Source organism: Vibrio sp. 070316B, from assembly GCF_013114115.1.
Taxonomy (GTDB): Bacteria; Pseudomonadota; Gammaproteobacteria; order Enterobacterales; family Vibrionaceae; genus Vibrio; species Vibrio chagasii_B.
The window spans coordinates 1-24,488 of record NZ_VTYC01000049.1 but is presented as its reverse complement, the minus strand read 5'-3'; the positions used below and the strand labels follow the sequence as shown (position 1 = coordinate 24,488).

General features: G+C 45.5%; 20 protein-coding genes and 2 pseudogenes. 15 read left to right on the top strand and 7 right to left on the bottom strand.

Going from position 1 to position 24,488, the window contains the following annotated elements; translation table 11 throughout:
• From F0251_RS23415 to rpoC, 9 genes and pseudogenes are all read left to right on the top strand, one after another.
• Window positions 1-111, top strand: a pseudogene (locus tag F0251_RS23415) (elongation factor Tu); the annotation flags it as partial.
• Between the two features lie 223 nt (window positions 112-334).
• On the top strand, window positions 335-712 hold the full coding sequence (gene secE / locus F0251_RS23410) for a preprotein translocase subunit SecE (protein ID WP_004737071.1): 378 nt from the start codon (window positions 335-337) through the stop codon (window positions 710-712).
• A 13-nt stretch (window positions 713-725) separates the two neighbouring features.
• Window positions 726-1,274: a transcription termination/antitermination protein NusG gene (gene nusG / locus F0251_RS23405; RefSeq protein ID WP_032549909.1), complete on the top strand. Its 549-nt coding sequence runs from the start codon at window positions 726-728 to the stop codon at window positions 1,272-1,274.
• Window positions 1,275-1,486: 212 nt separating this feature from the next.
• Window positions 1,487-1,915, top strand: a complete 429-nt coding sequence (gene rplK / locus F0251_RS23400; RefSeq protein ID WP_026084318.1) for a 50S ribosomal protein L11 — start codon at window positions 1,487-1,489, stop codon at window positions 1,913-1,915.
• Window positions 1,916-1,919: 4 nt separating this feature from the next.
• Window positions 1,920-2,624 carry a 50S ribosomal protein L1 gene (rplA, locus tag F0251_RS23395; protein WP_061034325.1) on the top strand — a complete coding sequence of 235 codons (705 nt, stop codon included), beginning with the start codon at window positions 1,920-1,922 and terminating at the stop codon, window positions 2,622-2,624.
• A 238-nt stretch (window positions 2,625-2,862) separates the two neighbouring features.
• Window positions 2,863-3,357: a 50S ribosomal protein L10 gene (gene rplJ, locus F0251_RS23390; protein WP_004737075.1), complete on the top strand. Its 495-nt coding sequence runs from the start codon at window positions 2,863-2,865 to the stop codon at window positions 3,355-3,357.
• Between the two features lie 57 nt (window positions 3,358-3,414).
• Entirely contained in the window at window positions 3,415-3,783 is a 369-nt protein-coding gene (gene rplL / locus F0251_RS23385; RefSeq protein ID WP_061034324.1) for a 50S ribosomal protein L7/L12, read from the top strand.
• A gap of 234 nt (window positions 3,784-4,017) precedes the next feature.
• On the top strand, window positions 4,018-8,046 hold the full coding sequence (gene rpoB / locus F0251_RS23380) for a DNA-directed RNA polymerase subunit beta (RefSeq protein ID WP_008224041.1): 4,029 nt from the start codon (window positions 4,018-4,020) through the stop codon (window positions 8,044-8,046).
• Window positions 8,047-8,138: 92 nt separating this feature from the next.
• Window positions 8,139-12,341, top strand: coding sequence for a DNA-directed RNA polymerase subunit beta' (rpoC, locus tag F0251_RS23375; RefSeq protein ID WP_061034323.1), 4,203 nt, complete (start codon window positions 8,139-8,141; stop codon window positions 12,339-12,341).
• A gap of 225 nt (window positions 12,342-12,566) precedes the next feature.
• Here rpoC and rsd read toward each other — a convergent pair whose 3' ends face one another.
• A complete protein-coding gene (rsd, locus tag F0251_RS23370) occupies window positions 12,567-13,064 on the bottom strand; it encodes a sigma D regulator (protein WP_105057680.1) in 498 nt (165 codons plus the stop codon).
• 165 nt (window positions 13,065-13,229) lie between these two features.
• Here rsd and nudC point away from each other — a divergent pair, with 165 nt between their 5' ends.
• Both nudC and hemE read left to right on the top strand, forming a co-directional pair.
• Window positions 13,230-14,039 carry an NAD(+) diphosphatase gene (nudC, locus tag F0251_RS23365; protein WP_171731933.1) on the top strand — a complete coding sequence of 270 codons (810 nt, stop codon included), beginning with the start codon at window positions 13,230-13,232 and terminating at the stop codon, window positions 14,037-14,039.
• Between the two features lie 299 nt (window positions 14,040-14,338).
• Complete coding sequence (hemE, locus tag F0251_RS23360; RefSeq protein WP_105057678.1) at window positions 14,339-15,406, top strand: uroporphyrinogen decarboxylase; 1,068 nt, start codon at window positions 14,339-14,341, stop codon at window positions 15,404-15,406.
• Window positions 15,407-15,513: 107 nt separating this feature from the next.
• Here hemE and F0251_RS23355 read toward each other — a convergent pair whose 3' ends face one another.
• Window positions 15,514-16,107: a uracil-DNA glycosylase family protein gene (locus tag F0251_RS23355; protein ID WP_105057677.1), complete on the bottom strand. Its 594-nt coding sequence runs from the start codon at window positions 16,105-16,107 to the stop codon at window positions 15,514-15,516.
• The gene (locus F0251_RS23350) at window positions 16,107-17,033 is read right to left on the bottom strand and encodes a D-2-hydroxyacid dehydrogenase (RefSeq protein ID WP_171731932.1); all 927 of its coding nucleotides are present in this window, start codon (window positions 17,031-17,033) and stop codon (window positions 16,107-16,109) included. Before F0251_RS23350 ends, F0251_RS23355 begins: the two co-directional genes overlap by 1 nt.
• 71 nt (window positions 17,034-17,104) lie before the next feature.
• On the opposite strand from F0251_RS23350, the gene F0251_RS23345 reads away from it, so the two are divergent.
• Window positions 17,105-17,692, top strand: coding sequence for a YjaG family protein (locus tag F0251_RS23345; protein WP_061033578.1), 588 nt, complete (start codon window positions 17,105-17,107; stop codon window positions 17,690-17,692).
• 79 nt (window positions 17,693-17,771) lie between these two features.
• Here F0251_RS23345 and F0251_RS23340 read toward each other — a convergent pair whose 3' ends face one another.
• A complete protein-coding gene (locus tag F0251_RS23340) occupies window positions 17,772-18,923 on the bottom strand; it encodes a CNNM domain-containing protein (RefSeq protein ID WP_061033579.1) in 1,152 nt (383 codons plus the stop codon).
• 270 nt (window positions 18,924-19,193) lie between these two features.
• On the opposite strand from F0251_RS23340, the gene hupA reads away from it, so the two are divergent.
• On the top strand, window positions 19,194-19,466 hold the full coding sequence (gene hupA / locus F0251_RS23335; RefSeq protein ID WP_004729753.1) for a nucleoid-associated protein HU-alpha: 273 nt from the start codon (window positions 19,194-19,196) through the stop codon (window positions 19,464-19,466).
• Between the two features lie 47 nt (window positions 19,467-19,513).
• Window positions 19,514-20,218, top strand: coding sequence for a DUF1481 domain-containing protein (locus F0251_RS23330; protein ID WP_171731931.1), 705 nt, complete (start codon window positions 19,514-19,516; stop codon window positions 20,216-20,218).
• Between the two features lie 160 nt (window positions 20,219-20,378).
• Here F0251_RS23330 and purD read toward each other — a convergent pair whose 3' ends face one another.
• From purD to F0251_RS24730, 3 genes and pseudogenes are all read right to left on the bottom strand, one after another.
• Window positions 20,379-21,668, bottom strand: coding sequence for a phosphoribosylamine--glycine ligase (gene purD, locus F0251_RS23325; RefSeq protein ID WP_116871566.1), 1,290 nt, complete (start codon window positions 21,666-21,668; stop codon window positions 20,379-20,381).
• A 282-nt stretch (window positions 21,669-21,950) separates the two neighbouring features.
• Window positions 21,951-23,558, bottom strand: a complete 1,608-nt coding sequence (purH, locus tag F0251_RS23320; RefSeq protein WP_171731930.1) for a bifunctional phosphoribosylaminoimidazolecarboxamide formyltransferase/IMP cyclohydrolase — start codon at window positions 23,556-23,558, stop codon at window positions 21,951-21,953.
• Between the two features lie 179 nt (window positions 23,559-23,737).
• Window positions 23,738-23,861 (bottom strand): annotated as a pseudogene (locus tag F0251_RS24730) (phosphoribosylamine--glycine ligase); the annotation flags it as partial.
• Between the two features lie 22 nt (window positions 23,862-23,883).
• Between F0251_RS24730 and zntR the strand changes: the two are divergent.
• Complete coding sequence (zntR, locus tag F0251_RS23315; protein ID WP_008219537.1) at window positions 23,884-24,315, top strand: Zn(2+)-responsive transcriptional regulator; 432 nt, start codon at window positions 23,884-23,886, stop codon at window positions 24,313-24,315.
• Window positions 24,316-24,488 lie beyond the last annotated feature (173 nt).

The following is a 24,488-nucleotide window of genomic DNA, read 5'->3' as shown; positions in this document are numbered from 1 at the left end:
ATGACTGTTGAGCTAATCGCTCCAATCGCAATGGACGAAGGCCTACGTTTCGCTATCCGTGAAGGTGGCCGTACTGTAGGTGCTGGTGTTGTAGCTAAAATCTTTGCATAAGATTTGACGAACCACTAGTAAAAAGGGCATCATTTGATGCCCTTTTTCTGCGCTAAAAAAAGAGTTGAACGAATTGGCATCAATTTCAGCTCTTAGTAAAGAATTAAACAGTCTTTTTGACTAAAATGACTGTTAGATGTGTTGTTCTGCAACGCAAAGGAATGTGCCCTGCAACAGCGGGGTTATTGTCGTCTATATTTAAGACTTATCACAGGTTGGTTTTATGAAAGCAAACGCTGAAACTCCTGATAGCTCAAGTGCAGCAGATACAATGAAGTGGGTAGTCGCTTTTGTACTGTTAGCCGCTGCTGTTGTGGGTAATTACCTGTATGGTGAATTGTCTGTTGTAATTCGCGCTGCAGGTGTAGTTGTGCTGATTGCTGCCGCACTAGGCGTTGCAGCAACAACAACTAAAGGTAAAGCTGCGATCGATTTTGCAAAAGAATCTCGCATGGAGATTCGTAAAGTGGTTTGGCCTACTCGCCAAGAAACTATGCAAACTACATTGATCGTTTTAGCTGTATGTATTGTTATGTCTCTAGTGCTTTGGGGAATTGACGGCATTATGGTCCGTTTAGTTTCTCTAGCGACTGGGGTGTAGAGGGTTCTGATTCATGAGTGAAGCTCCAAAAAAACGTTGGTATGTAGTTCAAGCCTTTTCTGGTTTTGAAGGTCGTGTTGCACAATCGCTACGCGAGCATATTAAAATGCACAACATGGAAGAACTATTTGGCGATGTGCTAGTACCTACTGAAGAAGTAGTGGAAATGCGTGCTGGACAACGTCGTAAAAGTGAACGTAAATTCTTCCCTGGCTACGTATTAGTTCAAATGATCATGAATGATGAATCATGGCACTTAGTACGCAGCATTCCGCGTGTTATGGGCTTCATTGGTGGTACCTCTGATCGTCCAGCACCAATCACTGATAAAGAAGCTGATGCTATCTTGAACCGTCTAGAGAAAGCGAGCGAAGCTCCACGTCCTAAGACTATGTTCGAAGCAGGTGAAGTGGTTCGTGTTAACGATGGTCCATTTGCTGACTTCAACGGTACTGTTGAAGAAGTAGATTACGAGAAGAGCCGCATTAAGGTATCTGTATCGATCTTTGGTCGTGCAACACCGGTTGAGCTTGAATTTGGTCAGGTTGAAAAACTGGACTAAGACTCGATTAATTGAACTAAGTTGTGGATAACTTATTAGCAACTTGTTCAAAATAAAAGAGTATAAAAAATCACCTTTTTAGGGTTGTTAAAGGCGCGAATTATGATTATAATTTCGCGCCTTTTTGCTTCTATGGAAGTAAAAAGCGTTAATTGAATTTATGGGGAGCTTGCCTTACGGCTAGCGCATGTACCCAAATATTAGGAAATATCATGGCTAAGAAAGTTGAAGCTTATATCAAACTGCAAGTTGCAGCTGGTATGGCAAACCCGTCGCCACCGGTTGGTCCTGCTCTAGGTCAACACGGTGTTAACATCATGGAATTCTGTAAAGCGTTCAACGCAAAAACAGAATCTGTTGAGAAAGGTCTACCGACTCCAGTAGTTATTACTGTATACAACGACCGTTCTTTCACGTTCGTAACTAAGACTCCACCTGCTGCTGTTCTTCTTAAGAAAGCTGCTGGCGTTAAGTCTGGTTCAGGTCGTCCAAACACTGAAAAAGTGGGTACTGTAACTGACGCTCAAATCCAAGAAATCGCAGAAACTAAAGCTGCTGATATGACTGGTGCTGACATCGAAGCAATGAAGCGTTCAATCGCTGGTACTGCTCGTTCAATGGGCCTAGTGGTAGAGGGTTAATAAGATGGCAAAACTTACTAAGCGTATGCGCGTAATCCGCGACAAAGTTGACGCGACTAAAGAATACGAAATCAACGAAGCTGTTGCACTTCTTAAAGAACTAGCGACTGCTAAATTCGTTGAGTCTGTAGACGTTGCTGTTAACCTAGGCATCGATGCTCGTAAATCTGACCAAAACGTTCGTGGCGCAACTGTGCTACCTCACGGTACTGGCCGTGAAATCCGCGTTGCTGTGTTCACTCAAGGTGCAAACGCAGAAGCAGCTAAAGCAGCTGGCGCAGATGTTGTTGGTATGGAAGATCTTGCTGAGCAAGTGAAGAAAGGCGAAATGAACTTCGACGTTGTTGTTGCATCTCCAGATGCAATGCGTGTTGTTGGTCAACTAGGTACTATCCTAGGTCCACGCGGCCTTATGCCAAACCCTAAAGTTGGTACTGTAACTCCTAACGTTGCTGAAGCGGTTAAGAACGCTAAAGCTGGTCAGGTTCGTTACCGTAACGACAAGAACGGCATCATCCACACTACTATCGGCAAAGCATCTTTCGAAGCTAACCAGCTTCAAGAGAACCTAGAAGCTCTTCTAGTTGCTCTTAAGAAAGCTAAGCCTTCTTCAGCGAAAGGTACTTTCCTGAAGAAAGTAAGCATCTCTACTACTATGGGTGCTGGTGTTGCTGTTGATCAGGCTAGCCTGAACACTCAAGCAAACTAATTTGCTTAGGCGCAGATTTAGTGTATACTTCTGCGCCTAATATTTGTGGTTGGGTGATTTGAAGCAATTCAAATTATCTATCCCAAGACCGTAGGCGCTGTACTTTTCGGAGCTACAGCTTAATAAAACCTACGTAGGCGGTGCCTAATTTAAATGAAGTGATTCATATTTATTAGCATCGTAAACGCTCATTACACACTGTAATGGGTGCTGTAATCACAACCAGAGGTTAATCCAAATGGCTTTAAATCTTCAAGACAAAAAAGCAATTGTTGCTGAAGTCAACGAAGCAGCTAATGGTGCACTTTCTGCAGTTGTAGCTGATTCTCGTGGCGTTGAAGTTGGCGCAATGACTTCTCTACGTAAACAAGCTCGCGAAGCGGGTGTTTACATGAAAGTTGTTCGTAACACACTAGCACGCCGTGCGGTTCAGGGTACAGACTACGAGTGTCTAACTGACACTTTCACTGGTCCAACTCTGATCGCGTTCTCTAACGAGCACCCAGGTGCTGCAGCGCGTCTTTTCAAAGACTTCGCTAAAGAGAACAAAGATTTCGAGATCAAAGCTGCTGCATTTGAAGGCGCAGTTACTGATGCTGAAGTACTAGCGACACTACCAACTTACGACGAAGCTATCGCACGCCTAATGATGTGCATGAAAGAAGCTTCTGCTGGCAAGCTGGTTCGTACTATCGCTGCACTACGTGACCAAAAAGAAGAAGCAGCGGCTTAAGCCTTGCTTTTCACTGGTTGCAAATTAAACTTATTGTTGACTTAAAAGAGAATTGTTATGTCTATTACTAACGAGCAAATCCTAGACGCAGTTGCAGAAATGTCTGTAATGCAAGTTGTTGAGCTTATCGAAGCTATGGAAGAGAAATTCGGCGTATCAGCTGCTGCTGCAGTTGTAGCTGGTGGCGCTGCTGGCGGCGACGCTGCTGCTGAGCAAACTGAATTCGACGTTATCCTAACTTCTGCTGGTTCTAACAAAGTACAAGTTATCAAAGCTGTACGTGGCGCAACTGGCCTAGGTCTTAAAGAAGCTAAAGGTCTTGTAGACTCAGCTCCAGCACCTCTAAAAGAAGGCGTTGACAAAGCTGAAGCTGAAGCTCTTAAAGCACAGCTAGAAGAAGCTGGCGCTTCTGTTGAAGTTAAGTAATTATTACTTAATTTCTTAGCCGCAAGGCTAATGGCTGGTGGTTATTTAACCACCGGCCTTTTTGCGCTGTAGGGCTATGACGAATTTTCCGCTGTTTAAGCGTCATAACCCGAGCAAAAAAACAGTCATGTTTTCGATATGATTGTTCACTACATTAAACAGCTGTTAGTCACTACCCCCTCTGAGGAGTGTTTTGGGTAGTTTGGGTCACTTATCAGCGAGCTGAGGAACCCCATGGTTTACTCTTATACCGAGAAAAAGCGCATCCGTAAGGACTTTGGTACTCGTCCACAAGTTTTGGACATTCCATACCTGTTATCGATCCAGCTTGATTCTTTCGATAAATTCATCGAACAGGATCCAGAAGGTCAATACGGTCTTGAGGCTGCTTTTCGTTCTGTATTCCCAATTCAGAGCTACAACGGCAATTCTGAGCTGCAATACGTTAGCTACCGTCTTGGTGAGCCAGTTTTTGATGTTAAAGAATGTCAAATCCGTGGTGTAACTTACTCAAAGCCACTACGCGTTAAACTACGTCTAGTTATCTTTGATCGAGATGCGCCAGCAGGTACTGTAAAAGACATTAAAGAACAAGAAGTCTACATGGGCGAAATTCCGCTTATGACAGACAATGGTACTTTCGTAATTAATGGTACCGAGAGGGTTATCGTATCCCAGCTGCACCGAAGCCCAGGCGTGTTCTTCGACAGTGATAAGGGTAAGACCCACTCATCTGGTAAAGTTCTTTATAACGCACGTGTAATTCCTTACCGTGGCTCATGGTTAGACTTTGAGTTCGATCCTAAGGATAACTTATTCGTACGTATCGACCGTCGTCGTAAGCTACCAGCTTCAATCATCCTTCGTGCACTAGGTAAGTCAACTGAAGAGATCCTAGATCTGTTCTTCGACAAGGTGAACTTCGAAGTGAAAGACCAAACTCTTCTTATGGAGTTGGTTCCTGATCGTCTACGTGGTGAAACTGCGTCATTCGACATCGAAGCAAACGGTAAAGTTTACGTTGAGACTGGTCGTCGTGTTACTGCTCGCCACATCCGTCAACTTGAGAAAGATGGCGTTGAGCACATCGAAGTACCTGTAGAGTACATCGTTGGTAAAGTTGCATCTAAAGATTACATCAACGAAGCAACTGGCGAGATCATCGTTGGCGCGAACCAAGAGATCAGCCTAGAGGCACTTGCTAACCTATCTCAAGCAGGTCACAAAGCTCTAGAAGTACTGTTCACGAATGACCTAGACCATGGTCCATTCATGTCAGACACTCTACGTGCAGATAGCACAGTAGATCGCATCTCTGCATTGGTAGAAATCTACCGCATGATGCGTCCTGGCGAGCCACCAACGAAAGAAGCTGCAGAGTCTCTATTCGAAAGCCTATTCTTCTCAGAAGAACGCTACGATCTATCAACTGTAGGCCGTATGAAGTTCAACAGCTCTATCGAGCGTGAAGAAGAAGAAGAGCGCGGTACTCTGGATGAATCAGACATCATCGAAGTGATGAAGAAACTGATCGGCATCCGTAACGGTAAAGGCGAAGTGGACGATATCGACCACCTTGGCAACCGTCGTATCCGTTCTGTAGGTGAAATGGCAGAAAACCAATTCCGTGTTGGTCTAGTTCGTGTAGAACGTGCCGTTAAAGAGCGTCTAAGCCTTGGTGACCTTGATGCAATCATGCCTCAAGATCTAATCAACGCTAAGCCTATCTCTGCTGCAGTTAAAGAATTCTTTGGCTCTTCACAGCTTTCACAGTTCATGGACCAAAACAACCCATTGTCAGAAGTTACGCACAAGCGTCGTATCTCTGCTTTAGGTCCTGGTGGTCTTACTCGTGAGCGCGCAGGCTTCGAAGTACGTGACGTTCACGTAACTCACTACGGTCGTCTATGTCCGATCGAAACGCCTGAAGGTCCAAACATCGGTCTAATTAACTCACTGTCTGCATTTGCACGTTGTAACGATTACGGTTTCCTAGAAACTCCGTACCGTCGTGTAGTAGATGGCGTAGTAACAGACGAAGTTGATTACCTGTCTGCAATCCAAGAAGGTCAATTTGTAATCGCGCAGGCGAACACCGTTCTTACTGAAGAAGGTACGTTCGCAGATGAGCTAATCACTGCTCGTCAAAAAGGTGAATCTGGTCTTCACCCTCGCGACCACGTTGACTACATGGACGTTGCGACAAACCAAGTAGTATCTATCGCTGCATCGCTTATCCCGTTCCTAGAACACGATGATGCGAACCGTGCATTGATGGGTGCGAACATGCAACGTCAAGCGGTACCAACACTTAAGGCTGATAAGCCTCTAGTAGGTACTGGTATCGAACGTAACATCGCAGTTGACTCTGGTGTTACGGCGGTTGCTAAACGTGGCGGTATGATTCAGTCTGTGGACGCTTCTCGTATCGTAGTTAAGGTTAACGAAGATGAACTAGTACCTGGCGAAGCTGGTATCGACATCTACAACCTAACTAAGTACACGCGTTCAAACCAGAACACATGTATCAACCAACGTCCTACCGTGCTTCCAGGTGAACCTGTATCACGTGGCGACGTACTAGCTGACGGTCCTTCAACAGACCTTGGTGAGCTAGCACTTGGTCAAAACATGCGTATCGCGTTCATGCCTTGGAACGGTTACAACTTCGAAGACTCGATCTTAGTATCTGAGCGCGTAGTTCAAGAAGACCGTTTCACGACAATCCACATCCAAGAACTATCTTGTGTGGCTCGTGATACTAAGCTGGGCTCTGAAGAGATCACAGCTGATATTCCAAACGTAGGTGAGTCTGCTCTGTCTAAACTAGACGAGTCAGGTATCGTTTACATTGGTGCTGAAGTTAAGGGTGGCGACATCCTAGTTGGTAAAGTAACACCTAAAGGTGAAACTCAACTGACTCCTGAAGAGAAGCTACTGCGTGCAATCTTCGGTGAGAAAGCATCTGATGTTAAAGATACTTCTCTACGTGTACCAAACTCTGTTTCGGGTACTATCATCGATGTACAAGTCTTCACTCGCGATGGCGTAGAGAAAGACAAGCGTGCACTTGAAATCGAACAGATGCAGCTTAAAGAAGCGAAGAAAGACCTAACTGAAGAGTTCCAAATTCTTGAGGGTGGCCTTCTTAACCGTGTTAAAGCTGTACTTCTGTCTGGTGGTTACTCTGAAGCTAAGCTTGATACGATCGGTCGTAAGCAATGGCTAGAGCAAGTTCTAGAAGACGATGCGCTACAAACACAGCTTGAGCAACTTGCTGAGCAGTGGGATGAGCTAAAAGCAGACTTCGATAAGAAGTTTGAAACTAAGCGTCGTAAGATCACTCAAGGTGATGATCTAGCGCCTGGCGTTCTTAAGATTGTTAAAGTTTACCTAGCGGTTAAACGTCGTATCCAGCCTGGTGATAAGATGGCGGGTCGTCACGGTAACAAAGGTGTAATCTCTAAGATTAACCCTGTTGAAGACATGCCATACGATGAGAAAGGTCAGCCTGTAGACATCGTACTTAACCCACTGGGTGTACCATCGCGTATGAACATCGGTCAGATCCTAGAAGTACACTTAGGTCTGGCAGCGAAAGGTATCGGTGACAAGATCAACCAAATGGTTAAGGAACAACAAGAACTTCATAAGTTCCGTGAGTTCCTACAGAAGGTTTATGATCTTGGTGATACTCGTCAGAAAGTTGATATTGCTGAACTGTCTGATGATCAAGTTCGTACACTGATCAAGAACCTACGTGGCGGTCTACCGATTGCTACTCCTGTGTTCGATGGTGCTTCTGAAGCGTTAATCAAAGAACTACTTAAACTGGGTGATCTGCCAGAATCTGGTCAGCTTAAACTGTTTGATGGTCGTACTGGTGACTCGTTTGAGCGTCCTGTAACTGTAGGTTACATGTACATGCTGAAACTGAACCACCTTGTTGATGACAAGATGCACGCTCGTTCTACTGGTTCGTACAGCCTAGTAACTCAGCAACCACTTGGTGGTAAAGCTCAGTTCGGTGGCCAGCGTTTCGGTGAGATGGAAGTATGGGCACTAGAAGCATACGGTGCTGCTTACACGCTTCAAGAAATGCTAACAGTTAAGTCGGATGACGTTAACGGCCGTACTAAGATGTACAAGAACATCGTAGATGGCAACCACAGCATGGAACCTGGCATGCCAGAATCGTTCAACGTACTGTTGAAAGAGATTCGCTCGCTAGGTATCAACATCGAGCTAGAAGACGAAGAGTAATCCCTTCTTTCTTTCTAGAGAAAAGAGATTATTTGGTTGAAGGTGCTCACTTTTGCGGGTGAGCCCCTTTTAACTCCTTACAGGAGCTGATTGTGAAAGACTTATTAAACTTTCTAAAAGCGCAGCATAAGACCGAAGAATTTGATGCAATCAAAATCGGTCTATCTTCACCAGACATGATCCGTTCATGGTCTTTCGGTGAAGTTAAAAAACCTGAAACGATCAACTATCGTACGTTCAAACCTGAACGCGATGGTCTGTTCTGTGCGCGTATTTTTGGTCCAGTTAAAGACTACGAATGTCTTTGTGGTAAATACAAGCGTCTGAAACACCGTGGTGTTATCTGTGAGAAGTGTGGCGTAGAAGTTACACAAACTAAAGTTCGTCGTGACCGTATGGGCCACATCGAGCTTGCTTCACCAGTTGCTCACATCTGGTTCCTAAAATCGCTACCGTCTCGTATCGGTCTACTAATGGATATCCCTCTACGTGATATCGAACGTGTTCTTTACTTCGAAATGTACGTAGTAACTGAACCAGGTATGACTGATCTAGAAAAATCTCAGATGCTTACTGAAGAAGAGTATCTAGATCGCCTAGAAGAGTGGGGTGATGAATTCACTGCTAAGATGGGTGCAGAAGCGATCAAAGATCTGCTTGCAACAATGGACCTTCATCAAGAAGTGGAAGAAATGCGCGAAGAGTTGGAAACAACTAACTCTGAAACTAAGCGTAAGAAGATCACTAAGCGCTTGAAGCTAGTTGAAGCGTTCATTGCATCGGGTAACGATCCGCAATGGATGATTCTGACTGTACTTCCGGTTCTTCCGCCAGATCTACGTCCTCTAGTACCACTAGACGGCGGTCGTTTTGCGACTTCAGATCTGAACGACCTTTACCGTCGTGTGATCAACCGTAACAACCGTTTGAAGCGTCTTCTAGAGCTAGCTGCTCCGGACATCATCGTACGTAACGAAAAGCGTATGCTGCAAGAGTCTGTTGATGCACTTCTAGATAACGGTCGTCGTGGTCGTGCAATCACAGGTTCGAACAAGCGTCCTCTGAAATCTCTTGCTGATATGATCAAGGGTAAACAAGGTCGTTTCCGTCAGAACCTTCTAGGTAAACGTGTAGACTACTCTGGCCGTTCTGTAATCACAGTAGGTCCATACCTTCGTCTACATCAGTGTGGTCTTCCTAAGAAGATGGCACTTGAGCTATTTAAGCCGTTCATCTACAGCAAGCTAGAAACTCGTGGCATGGCTACGACAATCAAAGCTGCTAAGAAGATGGTAGAGCGCGAAGAAGCTATCGTTTGGGATATCCTAGACGAAGTTATCCGCGAACACCCAGTACTGCTTAACCGTGCACCTACACTTCACCGTCTAGGTATCCAAGCGTTTGAACCAGTACTAATCGAAGGTAAAGCGATTCAGCTTCACCCACTAGTGTGTGCGGCATACAACGCCGACTTCGATGGTGACCAAATGGCGGTACACGTGCCTCTAACTCTAGAAGCACAGCTTGAAGCACGTACACTGATGATGTCGACAAACAACATTCTGTCGCCAGCGTCAGGTGATCCGATCATCGTACCTTCTCAGGACGTTGTATTGGGTCTTTACTACATGACTCGTGAAAAGATCAACGTGAAAGGCGAAGGTATGTACCTTGCTGGCCCTGAAGAGGCTGAGAAGGCATACCGTACTAAGACTGCTGAGCTTCACGCTCGCGTTAAAGTTCGTATCACTGAGACCGTTGTAGACGAAGATGGTAACAGCACTACTGAAACGAAGCTGGTTGACACAACAGTTGGTCGTGCAATGCTATGGCAAATCGTTCCAGCTGGCCTACCGTACAGCATCGTTAACCAAAAGCTAGGTAAGAAGCAAATTTCTAACCTACTTAACGAAGCGTACCGTAAGCTTGGTCTTAAGGACACAGTAGTATTCGCTGACCAAATCATGTACGCAGGTTTTGCATACGCTGCACTTTCAGGTGTTTCTGTAGGTATCGACGATATGGTTGTACCTCAAGCGAAATACGATGAAATTGAATCTGCTGAAGAAGAAGTTCGCGAAATCCAAGAGCAATTCCAATCTGGTCTTGTTACTGCGGGTGAGCGTTACAACAAAGTTATCGATATCTGGGCATCTACGAATGACCGCGTTGCGAAAGCGATGATGGATAACCTATCTTCTGAAACAGTTATCAACCGTGACGGCGAAGAAGAACAGCAAGAATCGTTCAACAGCATCTACATGATGGCCGACTCGGGCGCACGTGGTTCTGCAGCTCAGATTCGTCAGCTAGCAGGTATGCGTGGTCTGATGGCGCGTCCAGATGGTTCAATCATCGAAACGCCGATCACAGCGAACTTTAAAGAAGGTCTAAACGTCCTTCAGTACTTTATCTCAACGCACGGTGCTCGTAAGGGTCTTGCGGATACGGCACTGAAAACAGCGAACTCGGGTTACCTAACTCGTCGTCTAGTAGACGTTGCTCAAGACGTTGTAGTACACGAACATGACTGTGGCACGCACGAAGGTATCGACATGATGCCTCACATTGAAGGTGGTGACGTTAAAGTTGCACTTTCTGAGCTTGCTCTAGGTCGTGTAGTAGCTGAAGACGTTCTTAAGCCTGGTACTGAAGATGTACTGATCCCACGTAATACTCTGATTGATGAGAAGTGGTGTCAGATCATGGAAGACAACTCTGTAGATAGCATGAAAGTGCGTTCTGTTGTTACCTGTGATGCAGACTTCGGTTGTTGTGCACAGTGTTACGGTCGTGACCTAGCACGTGGTCACCTAGTGAACCAAGGTGAAGCAGTTGGTGTTATCGCTGCACAATCTATCGGTGAACCGGGTACACAGCTAACGATGCGTACGTTCCACATCGGTGGTGCGGCATCTACTGCAGCAGCAGAGAACAGCATCCAAGCTAAGACAACTGGTACTGTGAAACTTCACAACGCTAAGTTCGTAATCAACAAAGACAAGAAGCTAGTTATCACTTCTCGTGCATCTGAGATGACGATTATTGATGAGTTCGGTCGTACTAAAGAGAAGCACAAACTTCCTTACGGTTCTGTACTGAGCAAAGCGGACAACGACGCAGTAGAAGCTGGCGAAGTTGTTGCTAACTGGGAAGCGCACACTATGCCAATCATCACTGAAGTGGCAGGTCGCATCCAGTTCGTTGATATGATCGATGGCGTAACTGTTTCTCGTCAAACGGATGATCTAACTGGTCTTTCTTCTTCTGAAGTTACAGACGCAGCGGCTCGTCCAGCAGCAGGTAAAGATATGCGTCCAGCGATCAAACTTGTTGACGAGCAAGGTAACGATGTAATGATCCCTGGTACTGAAATGCCAGCTCACTACTTCCTACCTGGTAAAGCGATTGTAAACATTGAAGATGGCGCTGAAGTTGGCATTGGTGACACACTATCTCGTATCCCTCAGAAATCTGGCGGTAACAAAGATATCACCGGTGGTCTACCACGCGTAGCCGACCTATTCGAAGCTCGTAAGCCAAAAGAGCCTGCGATCCTTGCTGAGCACACAGGTACTGTGTCTTTCGGTAAAGAAACGAAAGGTAAGCGTCGTCTAGTAATCACTCGTGAAGGTGGTGACACTTACGAAGAGATGATTCCTAAGCATCGTCAATTGAACGTGTTCGAAGGTGAGAAGATTGAACGTGGTGATGTAATCGCCGACGGTCCTGAAACTCCACACGATATCCTGCGTCTACGTGGTATCCACGCAGTAACTCAGTACATCGCGAACGAAGTTCAAGAAGTTTACCGCTTACAAGGCGTTAAGATTAACGATAAGCACATTGAGACTATCGTTCGTCAAATGCTACGTAAGTGTACAATCACACATTCTGGTGACTCTCAGTTCCTACCTGGCGAACAAGTTGAGTACCACAACGTGAAGATTGCTAACCGTAAGCTAGAAGCTGAAGGTAAAGAACTAGTACGTTTCGAACGTGATCTACTAGGTATTACTAAAGCGTCTCTTGCAACTGAGTCATTCATCTCAGCTGCATCGTTCCAAGAAACGACTCGCGTACTAACAGAAGCTGCGGTTTCTGGTAAGCGTGATGACCTTCGCGGTCTGAAAGAGAACGTAATTGTTGGTCGTCTGATTCCAGCTGGTACTGGTTTCGCATACCACCAAGAGCGTCAAGCTAAGCGTGAAGAAGAGCAGGAAGGTCCATCAGCTGAACAAGCTACTGACAACCTTGCAGCACTTCTAAATGCAGGTTTCTCTTCAGAAGAGTAATCTCTAAGAGATAACAAAAAGGCACCTTCGGGTGCCTTTTTTGTATCTGGCGTTTGGGTTATTGGTGTATGGGTTTAGGCCTGCTTTTACTGATGCTAGCCGGTGAATCATAAGCATTGGTGGTTTGCTGGTGGTACTTAGACTTCAACAAAGTTGAGTGGGTAGGGGAATTATGGGCAAAACAAAAAGCTTGCACAGAGGCAAGCTTCTTAAGGGTTCAGTTAACTAAGCGCCTGGTGGAATCGCTAAGCTGTCTGCAATAAGCTGGATAAGATTATCTTCTACTTCAAAACGCACTTCGAGTAGTTCACCTACTTTCGACATATCTCCTTCGAAGCTAGGCAACTCATCGTTTGCACTTACTTTAACGTACTTATCATTGAACTCTAGAAGCGGCTCGGTTGTGAGTACGATCTTCGCGTAAGTTGTATCAATCTCGTCATTGGTTTTAAAGCCTGTTGCTTGCCATTTCTTCATGACCATATCGTAGATCTTAAAATGGCCTTCTGAGATATAATCGACAACATGATCGCAGAATGAGCTTATTTCTTTAGGAGAAGGGAGTTCAACAACGTTTGATTGCCCGTTGCTAGCTGGCTGCAAGGCACCTAGCTTGCAATATTCGACGATGAGAGCTTGTCGAGTTTCGAGCCAATGATCGATGACCTCGCTTGAGCCACCCCATTGTTCTTGTATTTGTTTAAATTTATTTAGCATGACCATGTCCTCATGATCTGATCACAACCTTGTGATCATTGAAATTGCCTAAGCAGGGTCCGTTTATCGATATCTACTAAAAGTAATAGCTTGAAATATTCTCTGCCACAACTCTAGTATGAAATTAGATTGCCAGTAAAATGAACGAACTGCAAGCAATGAGGCATAGGGATGTTAAAAAAAAGTGATAAGAAAATGACAGAGCAAGCTTATTGGTGCGTCGTTTCCGGTAGTGATATTTGGGTTGATAATGACCAGTTTCCTTTCGGCTCCGCTGATGAACTGGGGCTCAGTGTTGAGCACGCAATCTGCATTGGTCAGTATCAAGGTCGCAAAGTGTATTGGTTGAACGACTGTGATGTTGAGCGTGAGCTGACGATGGTCAATCTAAGAGAGTTATTACACTGGCCTGAATCGAGTTTTCTTACTGCAAGTAAAGCCATCCAATATGGCCATATGACCCAGAGCATGCGTTTCTGCCCGCAGTGTGGTGGTCGCAATCACCTAAACCACAATCAAGTGGCGATGCAGTGTGGAGACTGTCGTACTCTGCATTACCCGCGCATTTTCCCATGCATCATTGTCGCTGTACGAAACGACAACAAGATATTACTCGCGCAGCACCCAAGACATAAAACGGGCATGTATACCGTTATAGCGGGCTTTCTAGAGGTCGGAGAGACCTTAGAACAGTGCGTAGCACGCGAAGTGAAAGAAGAAACGGGGATTGATGTAGGGAATGTTCGCTACTTTGGCAGTCAACCTTGGGCATTCCCGTCGAGTATGATGATGGGTTTTCTTGCTGACTATGCTGGTGGTACGCTCAAGCCAGATTATAGCGAGCTATCTGACGCGCAATGGTTTGACGTGACGACTCTGCCAGATGTGGCGCCAGTGGGCACCATTGCTAGACAACTGATAGAGAAAACGGTTGATGACGTGATTAAAGCAGGCGCAGCTGAACAAGCATTGGAGCACTAAATTGCCTACAGTAGTATTTGGCCTATGGGTGGTCAAAAGCTAAAAAAAACCCTCCACAAGTGGAGGGGGTAAGTAAGATGTCGTTATGAGATGCTGAGTAGTGACTACTCAGGTGTTATAATTGTAATTTTCGCTAGCGAACAAATTTTTAACATGCTCCCTTAATTGGGTGCAAATTAAGCATTGATTTAAAAGTTAATAACTTGATCTAGGTTGCAAAGCACACAGCTTTTACCCCTCAATCAGTGTTAGAATACTTGCTATCAAAACTAGACAAGATTGAATTGGAATTTAACGGAATGACCGAATTAAAGAACGATCGCTATTTACGCGCACTTTTAAAGCAGCCTGTTGATTACACACCGGTATGGATGATGCGCCAAGCTGGCCGCTATCTTCCAGAGTACAAAGCAACGCGTGCTGAAGCAGGCGATTTCATGTCTTTGTGCAAAAACGCGGAACTTGCATCAGAAGTAACCCTTCAACCTTTACGTCGTTTCCCGCTTGATGCGGCAATCTTGTTCTCTGACATCCTAACGATCCCTGATGCTATGGGCCTAGGTTTGTACTTTGAAACAGGTGAAGGTCCTAAGTTTGAGCGTCCTATCACGTGTAAAGCTGACGTAGAAAAAATTGGCCTGCCAGATCCAGAAGGTGAGCTTCAATACGTAATGAACGCAGTACGCCAGATCCGTAAAGATCTAAAAGGCGAAGTGCCACTGATTGGTTTCTCTGGTAGCCCATGGACTCTAGCGACTTACATGGTTGAAGGTGGCAGCTCTAAAGCGTTCACTAAGATCAAGAAGATGATGTACGCAGAGCCACAAACGCTGCACCTACTTCTAGATAAGCTGGCTGACAGTGTCATCGAATACCTAAACGCGCAAATCAAAGCGGGTGCTCAATCGGTGATGGTATTTGATACATGGGGTGGTGTACTGACTCCTCGTGATTACAACCTATTCTCACTGCAATACATGCACAAAATCGTTGACGGTCTGATCCGTGAAAACGATGGTCGTCGTGTACCAGTAACACTATTCACTAAGAACGGTGGCATGTGGCTAGAGCAGATCGCAGCAACGGGCTGTGATGCAGTTGGCCTAGACTGGACTATCAACATCCAAGACGCAGTTAAGCGTGTGGGTGATAAGGTTGCTCTGCAAGGTAACATGGATCCTTCAATGCTTTATGCTTCTCCAGAGCGTATCCGTGAAGAAGTATCGACTATCCTTGAAGGCTTTGGTAATGCGGGTACTGGCCACGTATTTAACCTAGGCCACGGTATTCACTTAGATGTGCCGCCAGAAAACGCTGGTGTGTTCGTTGACGCTGTTCACGAACTGTCTAAGCCTTACCATAAGTAATTCTGAGTAAGATAATTGAAAGCGCTGCTGGGTAACCAGCAGCGCTTTTTTTATTGCCTTCAGATTGGTAATTCTATACTCGTTTAATTTCGGTTGTGTGCAGTTCATTAGGCATTTAGATCATAGTAGGCCAAATGCTCTGAGATGTGTTTGCGGATGTAAGGAATAACCTCACTTTCAAACCATGGGTTCTTCTTGAGCCAGATATTATTGCGTGGTGAAGGGTGGGGAAGTGGTAAAAACTCTGGTGCCCAAACCTGCCAGTTTTTGACGGTCTCTGTCAGCGTATTGGTGGTTCTTTGCTTCAAGTAATAGTTTTGCGCATACTGACCAATCAAAAGTGTCATTTGAATATTGGGCAGTGACTGCAATACTTTCTTATGCCAGAGCTCTGCGCACTCTTTGCGCGGTGGTAGATCGCCACTCTTTCCTTTACCTGGGTAGCAGAACCCCATAGGTACAATCGCGACCTTTTGTTCGTCATAAAAGGTATCGCTGCCTATCCCTAGCCACTCTCTTAATCTTTCCCCACTGGCATCATTCCATGGGATGTATGACTCATGCACCTTGATACCCGGCGCTTGACCAATGATTAACAAGCGCGCGTTTGGGTGTGCTTGAATGACAGGGTTGGCACCGTGTGAGAGGTGAGGCTCACACGCAGTGCATTGTCGTATCTCTTTAAGTAGTGAAGAGGACATCAGTAGCCTTTATTAAAATCAATGACATGGTTTAGGGTAAAGCCATCTCGCCACTGTTGGTAATTCTCAGCAAAGATCTCTACCACTTGTCTCGGTTCACTGAGTGCAGCGATATGTGGCGTAATGGTGACTTGTGGTAGCTTCCAGAAAGGGTGATCTTGCGAAAGGGGCTCGCTTTCAAACACATCAAGAAATGCATGCTCAACCCAACGGTTTTTAATCGCCAGCAACAGCGCTTTGTTGTCGATGCCTTCGCCTCTGCCAACATTAAATAGCAGCACGTTAGAACAATAACCAAGGGTCGTTTGGTTGAGCAGTTGGTAGGTTTCAGCGGTCGAAGGCAAGGTGTTGACCACAATGTCCGCTTGCTTGAGAGCTGCCTCCAGTTCATTGATATGGAAAGTGTCTTTAAAGGTTTCTTGCTTCGATGGGATACCAGTACGGTTGACACCAATGGTATGAATGCCAAACGCCGCAGCGGTTTTTTCTAAATGGCTGCCGATAGACCCTGTGCCTAAAATCACCATAGTTTTGTCAGTTAGGCTAGAATAAAGCTGAGGCTGCCAGTTTCGTTGCTGTTGTTGCTGGTGGTAGTGACGGAAGTGTCTAAAATGGCTGATTGCGTAACCCAAAACGTACTCCGCGATAGCTGGGCCGAAGATACCTTTTACATTGGTTAGCGTGTAATCCTGACGAAGTTCTGGTTGAGTGAGCTTATTGATGCCAGCGTAGGTGCTTTGTACCCACTCAAGCGTTTTAAACTCATTAAGACGCTCGGCTATCAGGGGAGGCGACGCTAATACAATCTCAGCTAACTCGGGGTTTTGAGTGATTTCTAGGTCGGGTAAATCCCGGTTTAGAATCAGTTGCGTATAGGTATCGTCATGCTCAGTCATAATATAGAGCTTATTCGTAAAATTGTTCATCGGCTTACCTTTTCCCCCCAGAGTTTATCAAGTACACTTTCGCTGTCTTTTTCTGCAATTATTGAGTGACTATGCTTCAGAATCCACTGCAGGTTCGTCTTGAAAAGTTAGAACCTTGGCAACAAATTACCTTTATGGCGTGTCTGTGTGAGCGTATGTACCCTAACTATGCCATGTTTTGTGAGAATACAGAATTTGCCGAAGCTCGCATCTATCGTGATGTTTTGGATAGCATTTGGGAAATCCTAACGGTAAAAACGGCAAAGGTGAACTTTGAACGCCAATTAGAGAAAGTTGAAGAGCTTTTCCCTAGCGCAGACGATTTTGACTTCTATGGTGTTTACCCTGCAATGGACGCTTGCCAAGGTTTGGCAACGCTTGTTCATGGCCTGCTTGACCGCGAGCACATGTTTGAAGCTGTGATTAAAGTAAGCCAACAGTCGGTGAAGACGGTTGCTGAGCTTGAGTTTGCTCAAGGTGCTGAAGAAGTGACTAACGAAAACCAGAAAGAAAACGAAGCGGTATGTGAAGAGTGGGACGTTCAGTGGGCTATCTTCCGACCATTGCGTGAAACGACGGAGCGTGACATCGAGTTGATTAAAGACCTACGTCATGAACTGCGTGAAGAACCCGTTAGTAACATTGGTGTTGCTCTGTAATTCAACATCGCACCAAATACGAATAAAAACAAAGGCTCCCTTGGGAGCCTTTGTTGTATCTATTGATAGCAAATTACGATTAAGCGTCTTTTTTATCTGCTTTTGACGTTTGCTCTTCATCCGCTGGTTTGGAATCTGAGTTATCGTCTTCTGCTGTAGCTTCTTGCTCTAGCTCGTCTTCTTCGTCGCGGTTTTCGATCACACCGTGGGTCTCTTTCCACTTTTCCCAACGCTGAAATGCCAGTTCCTGCATGTCGGTCGTCTTATCCGCTTCGTCAACGATCTCTTCGCCAACAAGGTGTTCAAAGATATCTTCTAGGGTAATGATGCCTTGGATTGTGCCGTACTCATCAACCACGAGAGATAGCTGTAAACGTTGAGCCATCATTTGGTCAAACGCTTTTGGTAACGGCAAGTTATTCAGTAATACATGAATAGGGCGCATCACATCACCTAGAGATTTCTCTCCGCTGCCAGCTTGTTGAAGCCTAAACAGCTCTAAGCGGTGCACAAAACCGATGATGTTGTCACTCTGCTCGCTGTAAACCAACGGACGTGAGAATGGCGTATCTTTATGATCCGCTAGGAACTGATTGATACTCATCTCAGCATCGACACGGAATACTACTGGTCGCGGTGTCATTACTTGCGTCACAGGTACATCTTGAATGCCAAGTAGGTTGCTTAGGATTTTCGATTCGCCTTCTGCAAATTCACCACTCTCTTTTGCCAAAATCGCCATCGCAGACAATTCATCACGCATTTTTGGTGCTTCGTGACCACGAGCTAGGCGCTTAGTGATCTGCTCAGAGAACCAAACAAACGGTGTTAGGAAGAACACCATCCAACGAAGCACGCTCGCCGATGCTGGCGCAAGTTGACGCCAGTAAGTTGCACCAATGGTTTTTGGAACAATCTCAGACAGTACCAAAATACCTAGAGTTAACACGGCAGAGAATACACCTAGCCATTGGCTACCAAAAACCACCGCCGCTTGTGCACCTGCTGTCGCAGCACCGATTGTATGCGCGATGGTGTTAAGCGTTAAAATTGACGCCAGTGGGCGGTCGATGTCTGTTTTCAGTTTGTCTAATGACTCTGCTGCAGGATGCCCATTTTGTTTTAGTTGAGCGATGTAGCTCGGACTAATACTCAAAAGTACAGCTTCCAAAACAGAACAAATGAAAGAAACTCCAATGGCGATGGAGACGTAAATAGTTAGCAGCAGCATGTTTGCCCTTAAATTAAATTGTACGCTTTATCAGCGATTCAGCGTGGATTATAGAGAAAAAGTAGTGGCTAGGTCATCATTAATTTTGCGCTCAGCCCCTTTTAAACAAGGGCTTGCTTAAATAAATCAGTAACAAATTGTGAGTTATTACTCATATTATGGCTAAAACTACGGCATTAGAGTCAAAGATCGACGACAAACCTTTGCCAGATGGGGCATTTATGTTTTAGAGTGAATTGAATTCAAAAATACAAAGAAGGGAAACCTAAAATGAACAAGACTCAATTAATCGACTTTATTGCTGAAAAAGCGGACCTTTCTAAAGCACAAGCTAAAGCTGCTCTAGAAGCGACTCTTGGTGGTGTAACAGATGCTCTTAAAGATGGCGATCAAGTTCAGCTAATTGGTTTTGGTACTTTTAAAGTAAACCACCGTGCAGCTCGCACTGGTCGTAACCCAAAAACTGGTGATGAGATCCAAATCGCTGCTGCAAACGTTCCAGCATTTGTTGCAGGTAAAGCGCTGAAAGATTCAGTGAAATAATCTAAACTGTACCGAGGTAGTCGTATTCCACCTCGGTACAGGTTTTTATGAAAAAAGCATTTCTTCTCGTTTCACTGTTATCTACATTTCTTATTGGCTGTTCTTCAACAAGCCCTCGCAAAAACCTAGAGCAATTTGAAACCTACACCGGCGGCCAAGTCATGGGCGACGCGACAAGTTTCTACTGGGTGACTAACAAGCTCACACAACCTCATACTTCAGCAGACTACGTCACTATGGGTGATTATGGCTGGTATCAAACTGACTATGCATGGTCGGATGGTGTGCTTCGTGAATTTATTCGTGAAGGTGAGCAGCGCAACGCATCAAGTGAACTGGCTCCATTTCGGGTTCATGTACGTTTCAACAAATCAGGCGAAGCTGTGTATCAGCAGTACCGTATTGACGGTAAAATCCTACCAATCCGCGCTAAGCAGCTTGAAACTTACAAGAATGAAGCCTCACAGACCTTAGATACCACGGCTAAGCAGAATGACGAAGGCTTCAAGTTGATTCAAGGCTATTGGAATGGTCAATCTTTCGAAACTTGCTCGGGTAAAGAGTTTTCAAGTATCGACATTAACCAAGCCTTACCAAACTTTGTGATTAATCGCTTAGCGTCAGTAGAAAGCTATGCTGCGTTTCTTGGTAGTGATTCACTCGGAAAAATCACTGTAGAAGAGCTATTGATGTTAGCGGAAGAAAGCCACGATTGTGTCGTAAGACCATCATTGCTGAAGAGCAGCGAATAAATCATTAAGAGCATTTGGTCTACTGTAGGCCAAATGCTCTTTAGTCTGTACATGTGTACGTAGGACAATAAAAAAGGCGCCCACTAAGGCGCCTTTTTCTGTTCTTCGCTTGCTGTCATTTGCTCACTGTTATTGGATAGTAAGCGAGTGACAATTTTGATTACTGCTCTTGCTCGCGCGCAATCGCACGGTAACCAATGTCATTGCGGTGGAACATACCATTCCAGCTCACTTGCTTCGTTAACGCGTATGCGCGCTCCTGAGCTTCAGAAACTGTGTTACCCAGTGCTGTTGCACAAAGTACACGACCACCGTTTGTCACCACGTCGCCAGCTTCGTTATTTGCAGTTCCTGCGTGGAAAACCTTTTGGCCTTCAACTTCGCTTGTTGGTAGTGAAATTACGTCACCTTTTGCGTAGTCAGCAGGGTAGCCGCCAGCTGCAAGAACAACACCAATTGAAGCGCGTGGATCCCACTTAGACTCAGCTTGGTCTAGTTTCTCGTCGATAGCCATTAGGCAAAGCTCAACAAGGTCTGACTCCATGCGCATCATGATAGGTTGCGTTTCTGGATCGCCGAAGCGGCAGTTGTATTCGATAACTTTCGGAGTGCCGTCAGCATCGATCATTAGGCCAGCGTAAAGGAAACCAGTGTAAGGTGCGCCTTCTGCATCCATGCCACGTACCGTTGGGTAGATAACTTCTTCAAGGATACGGTTGTGGATCTCTGGCGTTACTACAGGAGCCGGAGAATAAGCACCCATGCCGCCCGTGTTAGGGCCAGTGTCTTTGTCGCCAACACGTTTGTGGTCTTGGCTGGTGGCCATAGGTAGAACGCTAGAGCCGTCAACCATCACGATGAAGCTTGCTTCTTCGCCTTCAAGGAACTCTTCGATAACCACGCGGCTGCCTGCTTCGCCAAATGCGTTGCCTGCTAGCATATCTTTGATTGCGTCTTCTGCTTCTTCCAGAGTCATCGCAACGATAACGCCTTTACCAGCCGCAAGGCCGTCAGCTTTAACTACGATTGGTGCACCTTGCTCACGAACGTAAGCGATAGCTGGCTCAATCTCAGTGAAGTTCGCGTAAGAACCTGTTGGGATGTCGTGACGAGCTAGGAAGTCTTTAGTGAATGCTTTAGAGCCTTCCAGCTGTGCTGCCGCTTGAGTTGGACCAAAGATAGGCAGACCTACTTCGCGGAACGCGTCAACCACACCAATAACCAATGGCGCTTCAGGGCCAACGATAGTCAGTTCGATTTTTTTCTCTTGAGCAAACGCCACTAAACCAGCGATGTCTTCAACGCCGATGTTTACGTTTTCAAGTTTTGGCTCAAGTGCAGTACCTGCGTTACCTGGAGCGATGAATACTGTTTCAACGTTTGGGTTTTGTGCTGCTTTCCAACCAAGTGCATGCTCACGACCGCCAGCACCAATAATCAATACATTCATGTTTTAAAATCCTTATAGCTGCTTCAGAATCTTTATTTCTGTGTCAAACATGCTCACTTATAGTCATAAGCTCCGCGTGTTTTCCTTGAACTAAAGTCACTGACTTGCTCTACGTATTTCAAATATCGGAATATTTAAAAAACAAAATTATAAGTTTTGCTCAAAGTAGTTGGTGATGTGGCGAGGCAGCAATTGAGCCCACCCCCGGGAGCATAGCTCGCTATGTGACCGGGGTGGGCGAAAGCAGCTAACGACGCCACAGTGCCAAATACGAAGAGGAAATTAGTGGCGGAAGTGACGCATGCCCGTAAAGATCATCGCCATGCCGTGCTCGTCTGCTGCTGCGATAACTTCGTCATCACGCATAGAGCCGCCTGGTTGGATAACACATTTGATGCCCGCTTCTGCCGCCGCGTCGATACCGTCACGGAATGGGAAGAATGCATCTGATGCCATCACACAACCTTCAACCTGTAGACCTTCGTCTGCAGCTTTGATGCCTGCGATTTTCGCAGAGTAAACACGGCTCATTTGGCCAGCGCCCACACCGATAGTCATGTCACCTTTCGAGTAAACGATCGCGTTAGATTTCACGTACTTCGCTACTTTCCAGCAGAATAGGGCATCTTTTAGCTCTTCAGCGGTTGGTTGACGCTTAGAAACCACTTTAAGGTCATCTTCAGACACCATGCCTTGGTCGCGGTCTTGAACCAGTAGGCCGCCGTTAACGCGTTTCACGTCAAAGCCAGTCGTCTTAGTTGTCCACTCACCACACTCAAGTAAGCGAAGGTTTTTCTTAGCCGCTACGATTTCTACTGCTTCAGCAGAAACAGAAGGAGCAATGATAACTTCAACGAATTGGCGCTCAGTGATAGCCGTTGCTGTTGCTGCGTCTAGTTCACGGTTGAATGCGATGATGCCACCAAATGCAGACGTTGGGTCTGTTTTGAATGCACGGTCGTAAGCTTCTAGGATGTCTCCACCTAGTGCTACACCACATGGGTTAGCGTGCTTAACGATCACACATGCAGGCTCGTCGAATTCTTTCACACACTCAAGTGCTGCATCAGTGTCAGCGATGTTGTTGTAAGAAAGTGCTTTACCTTGGATTTGGCGAGCAGTAGAAACAGACGCTTCTTCAGGGTTTACTTCAACGTAGAATGCTGCCGCTTGGTGGCTGTTCTCACCGTAGCGCATGTCTTGTTTTTTCTCGAACTGTTGGTTGAACGTGCGAGGGAACTTGCTCTTGTTTTCAGGAGAAGGTTCATCACCTTCCTTGTTCTCACCGTAAGATGGAACCATAGTGCCGAAGTAGTTTGCGATCATGCCGTCGTAAGAAGCTGTGTGCTCAAAAGCTGCGATAGCTAGGTCGAAGCGCGTTTCTAGTGTTAGAGACTTCTCGTTCGCGTCCATTTCAGCGATAACGCGGTCGTAGTCGTGAGCGTTAACAACGATAGTTACGTCTTTGTGGTTTTTCGCTGCAGAGCGAACCATTGTTGGACCACCGATGTCGATGTTCTCAACGGCATCAGCAAGCGTACAACCTTCTTTAGCAACGGTTTCTGCGAATGGGTATAGGTTTACAACAACCATATCGATAGGGTTGATACCGTGAGTTTCCATCACGTCATCGTCTTGGCCGCGGCGGCCTAGAACACCACCATGAACTTTTGGATGCAGAGTCTTAACACGGCCGTCCATCATTTCTGGGAAACCAGTGTAGTCAGATACTTCTGTAACAGAGATGCCTTTTTCAGCAAGCAGGCGAGCAGTGCCACCGGTAGATAGGATATCTACACCACGGTTAGCAAGAGCTTGTGCAAATTCAACGATACCAGTTTTGTCTGATACGCTGATTAGAGCGCGGCGAATTGGGCGAGCGTTATTCATGCTTCCATCTTCCTCAAATTCATGGGGTTAAAATAAAGATATTTGCCAAAAAAGAACTTGTTTCTATCTTCTCAACGTGGATTATTTTAGATTCCAGTAAGAGATAAAATATTGGCCAGTTTTGGTAAAGACCTTTGAGGTTAGTCTTACGATTAAGCTATAAGATAACCAACTCCAAATTTGATGGCGCAGATTCTAACTAATTTATTACAAAAAAGCTCGCGCAATCGTTTGGCATCCCAAAAATAATTATGAAAAGTGCCATTTCAGCCTAAAAAGTAACGATAAGGTTAATTGTGAAATGGATGAAGGAATAGGGAAAAACATGTTTCAGATCGGTGAATTAGCGAAACGATGCGGTGTGACAGCCGATACCTTGCGCTTCTACGAAAAAAATAATTTGATTGCACCAGCGAGCCGTAGTGAATCGGGTTATCGCCTATATGATGAAAATAACCAAAAACAGGTGACCTTTATCCTCAAATCCAAAGAGTTGGGGCTGAGTTTAGATGAGATTAAAGAATTGCTCGAGATTCGCCTAGAAGCAACACAACATAGTTGTGCCGAAGTGAAGTCCATCACTACTGCCAAGTTGGAGATGATCGATGAGAAGATTACTGAATTAACCAAGATTCGCACCGCGCTTAAAAAGATTAACGATGCGTGTTGTGGCCATATAGACGACGATGCTAGCCATTGTTCAATTCTGGCAGCGTTAGACTCAGCTAACGTTGAAAAAGGGCGCTGCTGCAGCTAACAGGCGCTCTGGTAAATGGGTAACCTATCCATTATTACCCATTTCTCCGTTATCTAATCTACAAGCCAAAAAAAAGGTTCATCGCGGCTTTCCGGGGAAAGCCGCTTTTATCTTCAAGAAGAAGTAGTCTGTATCTCGATACCCATATCCCATTCGCTTGATTAGCTTTATCT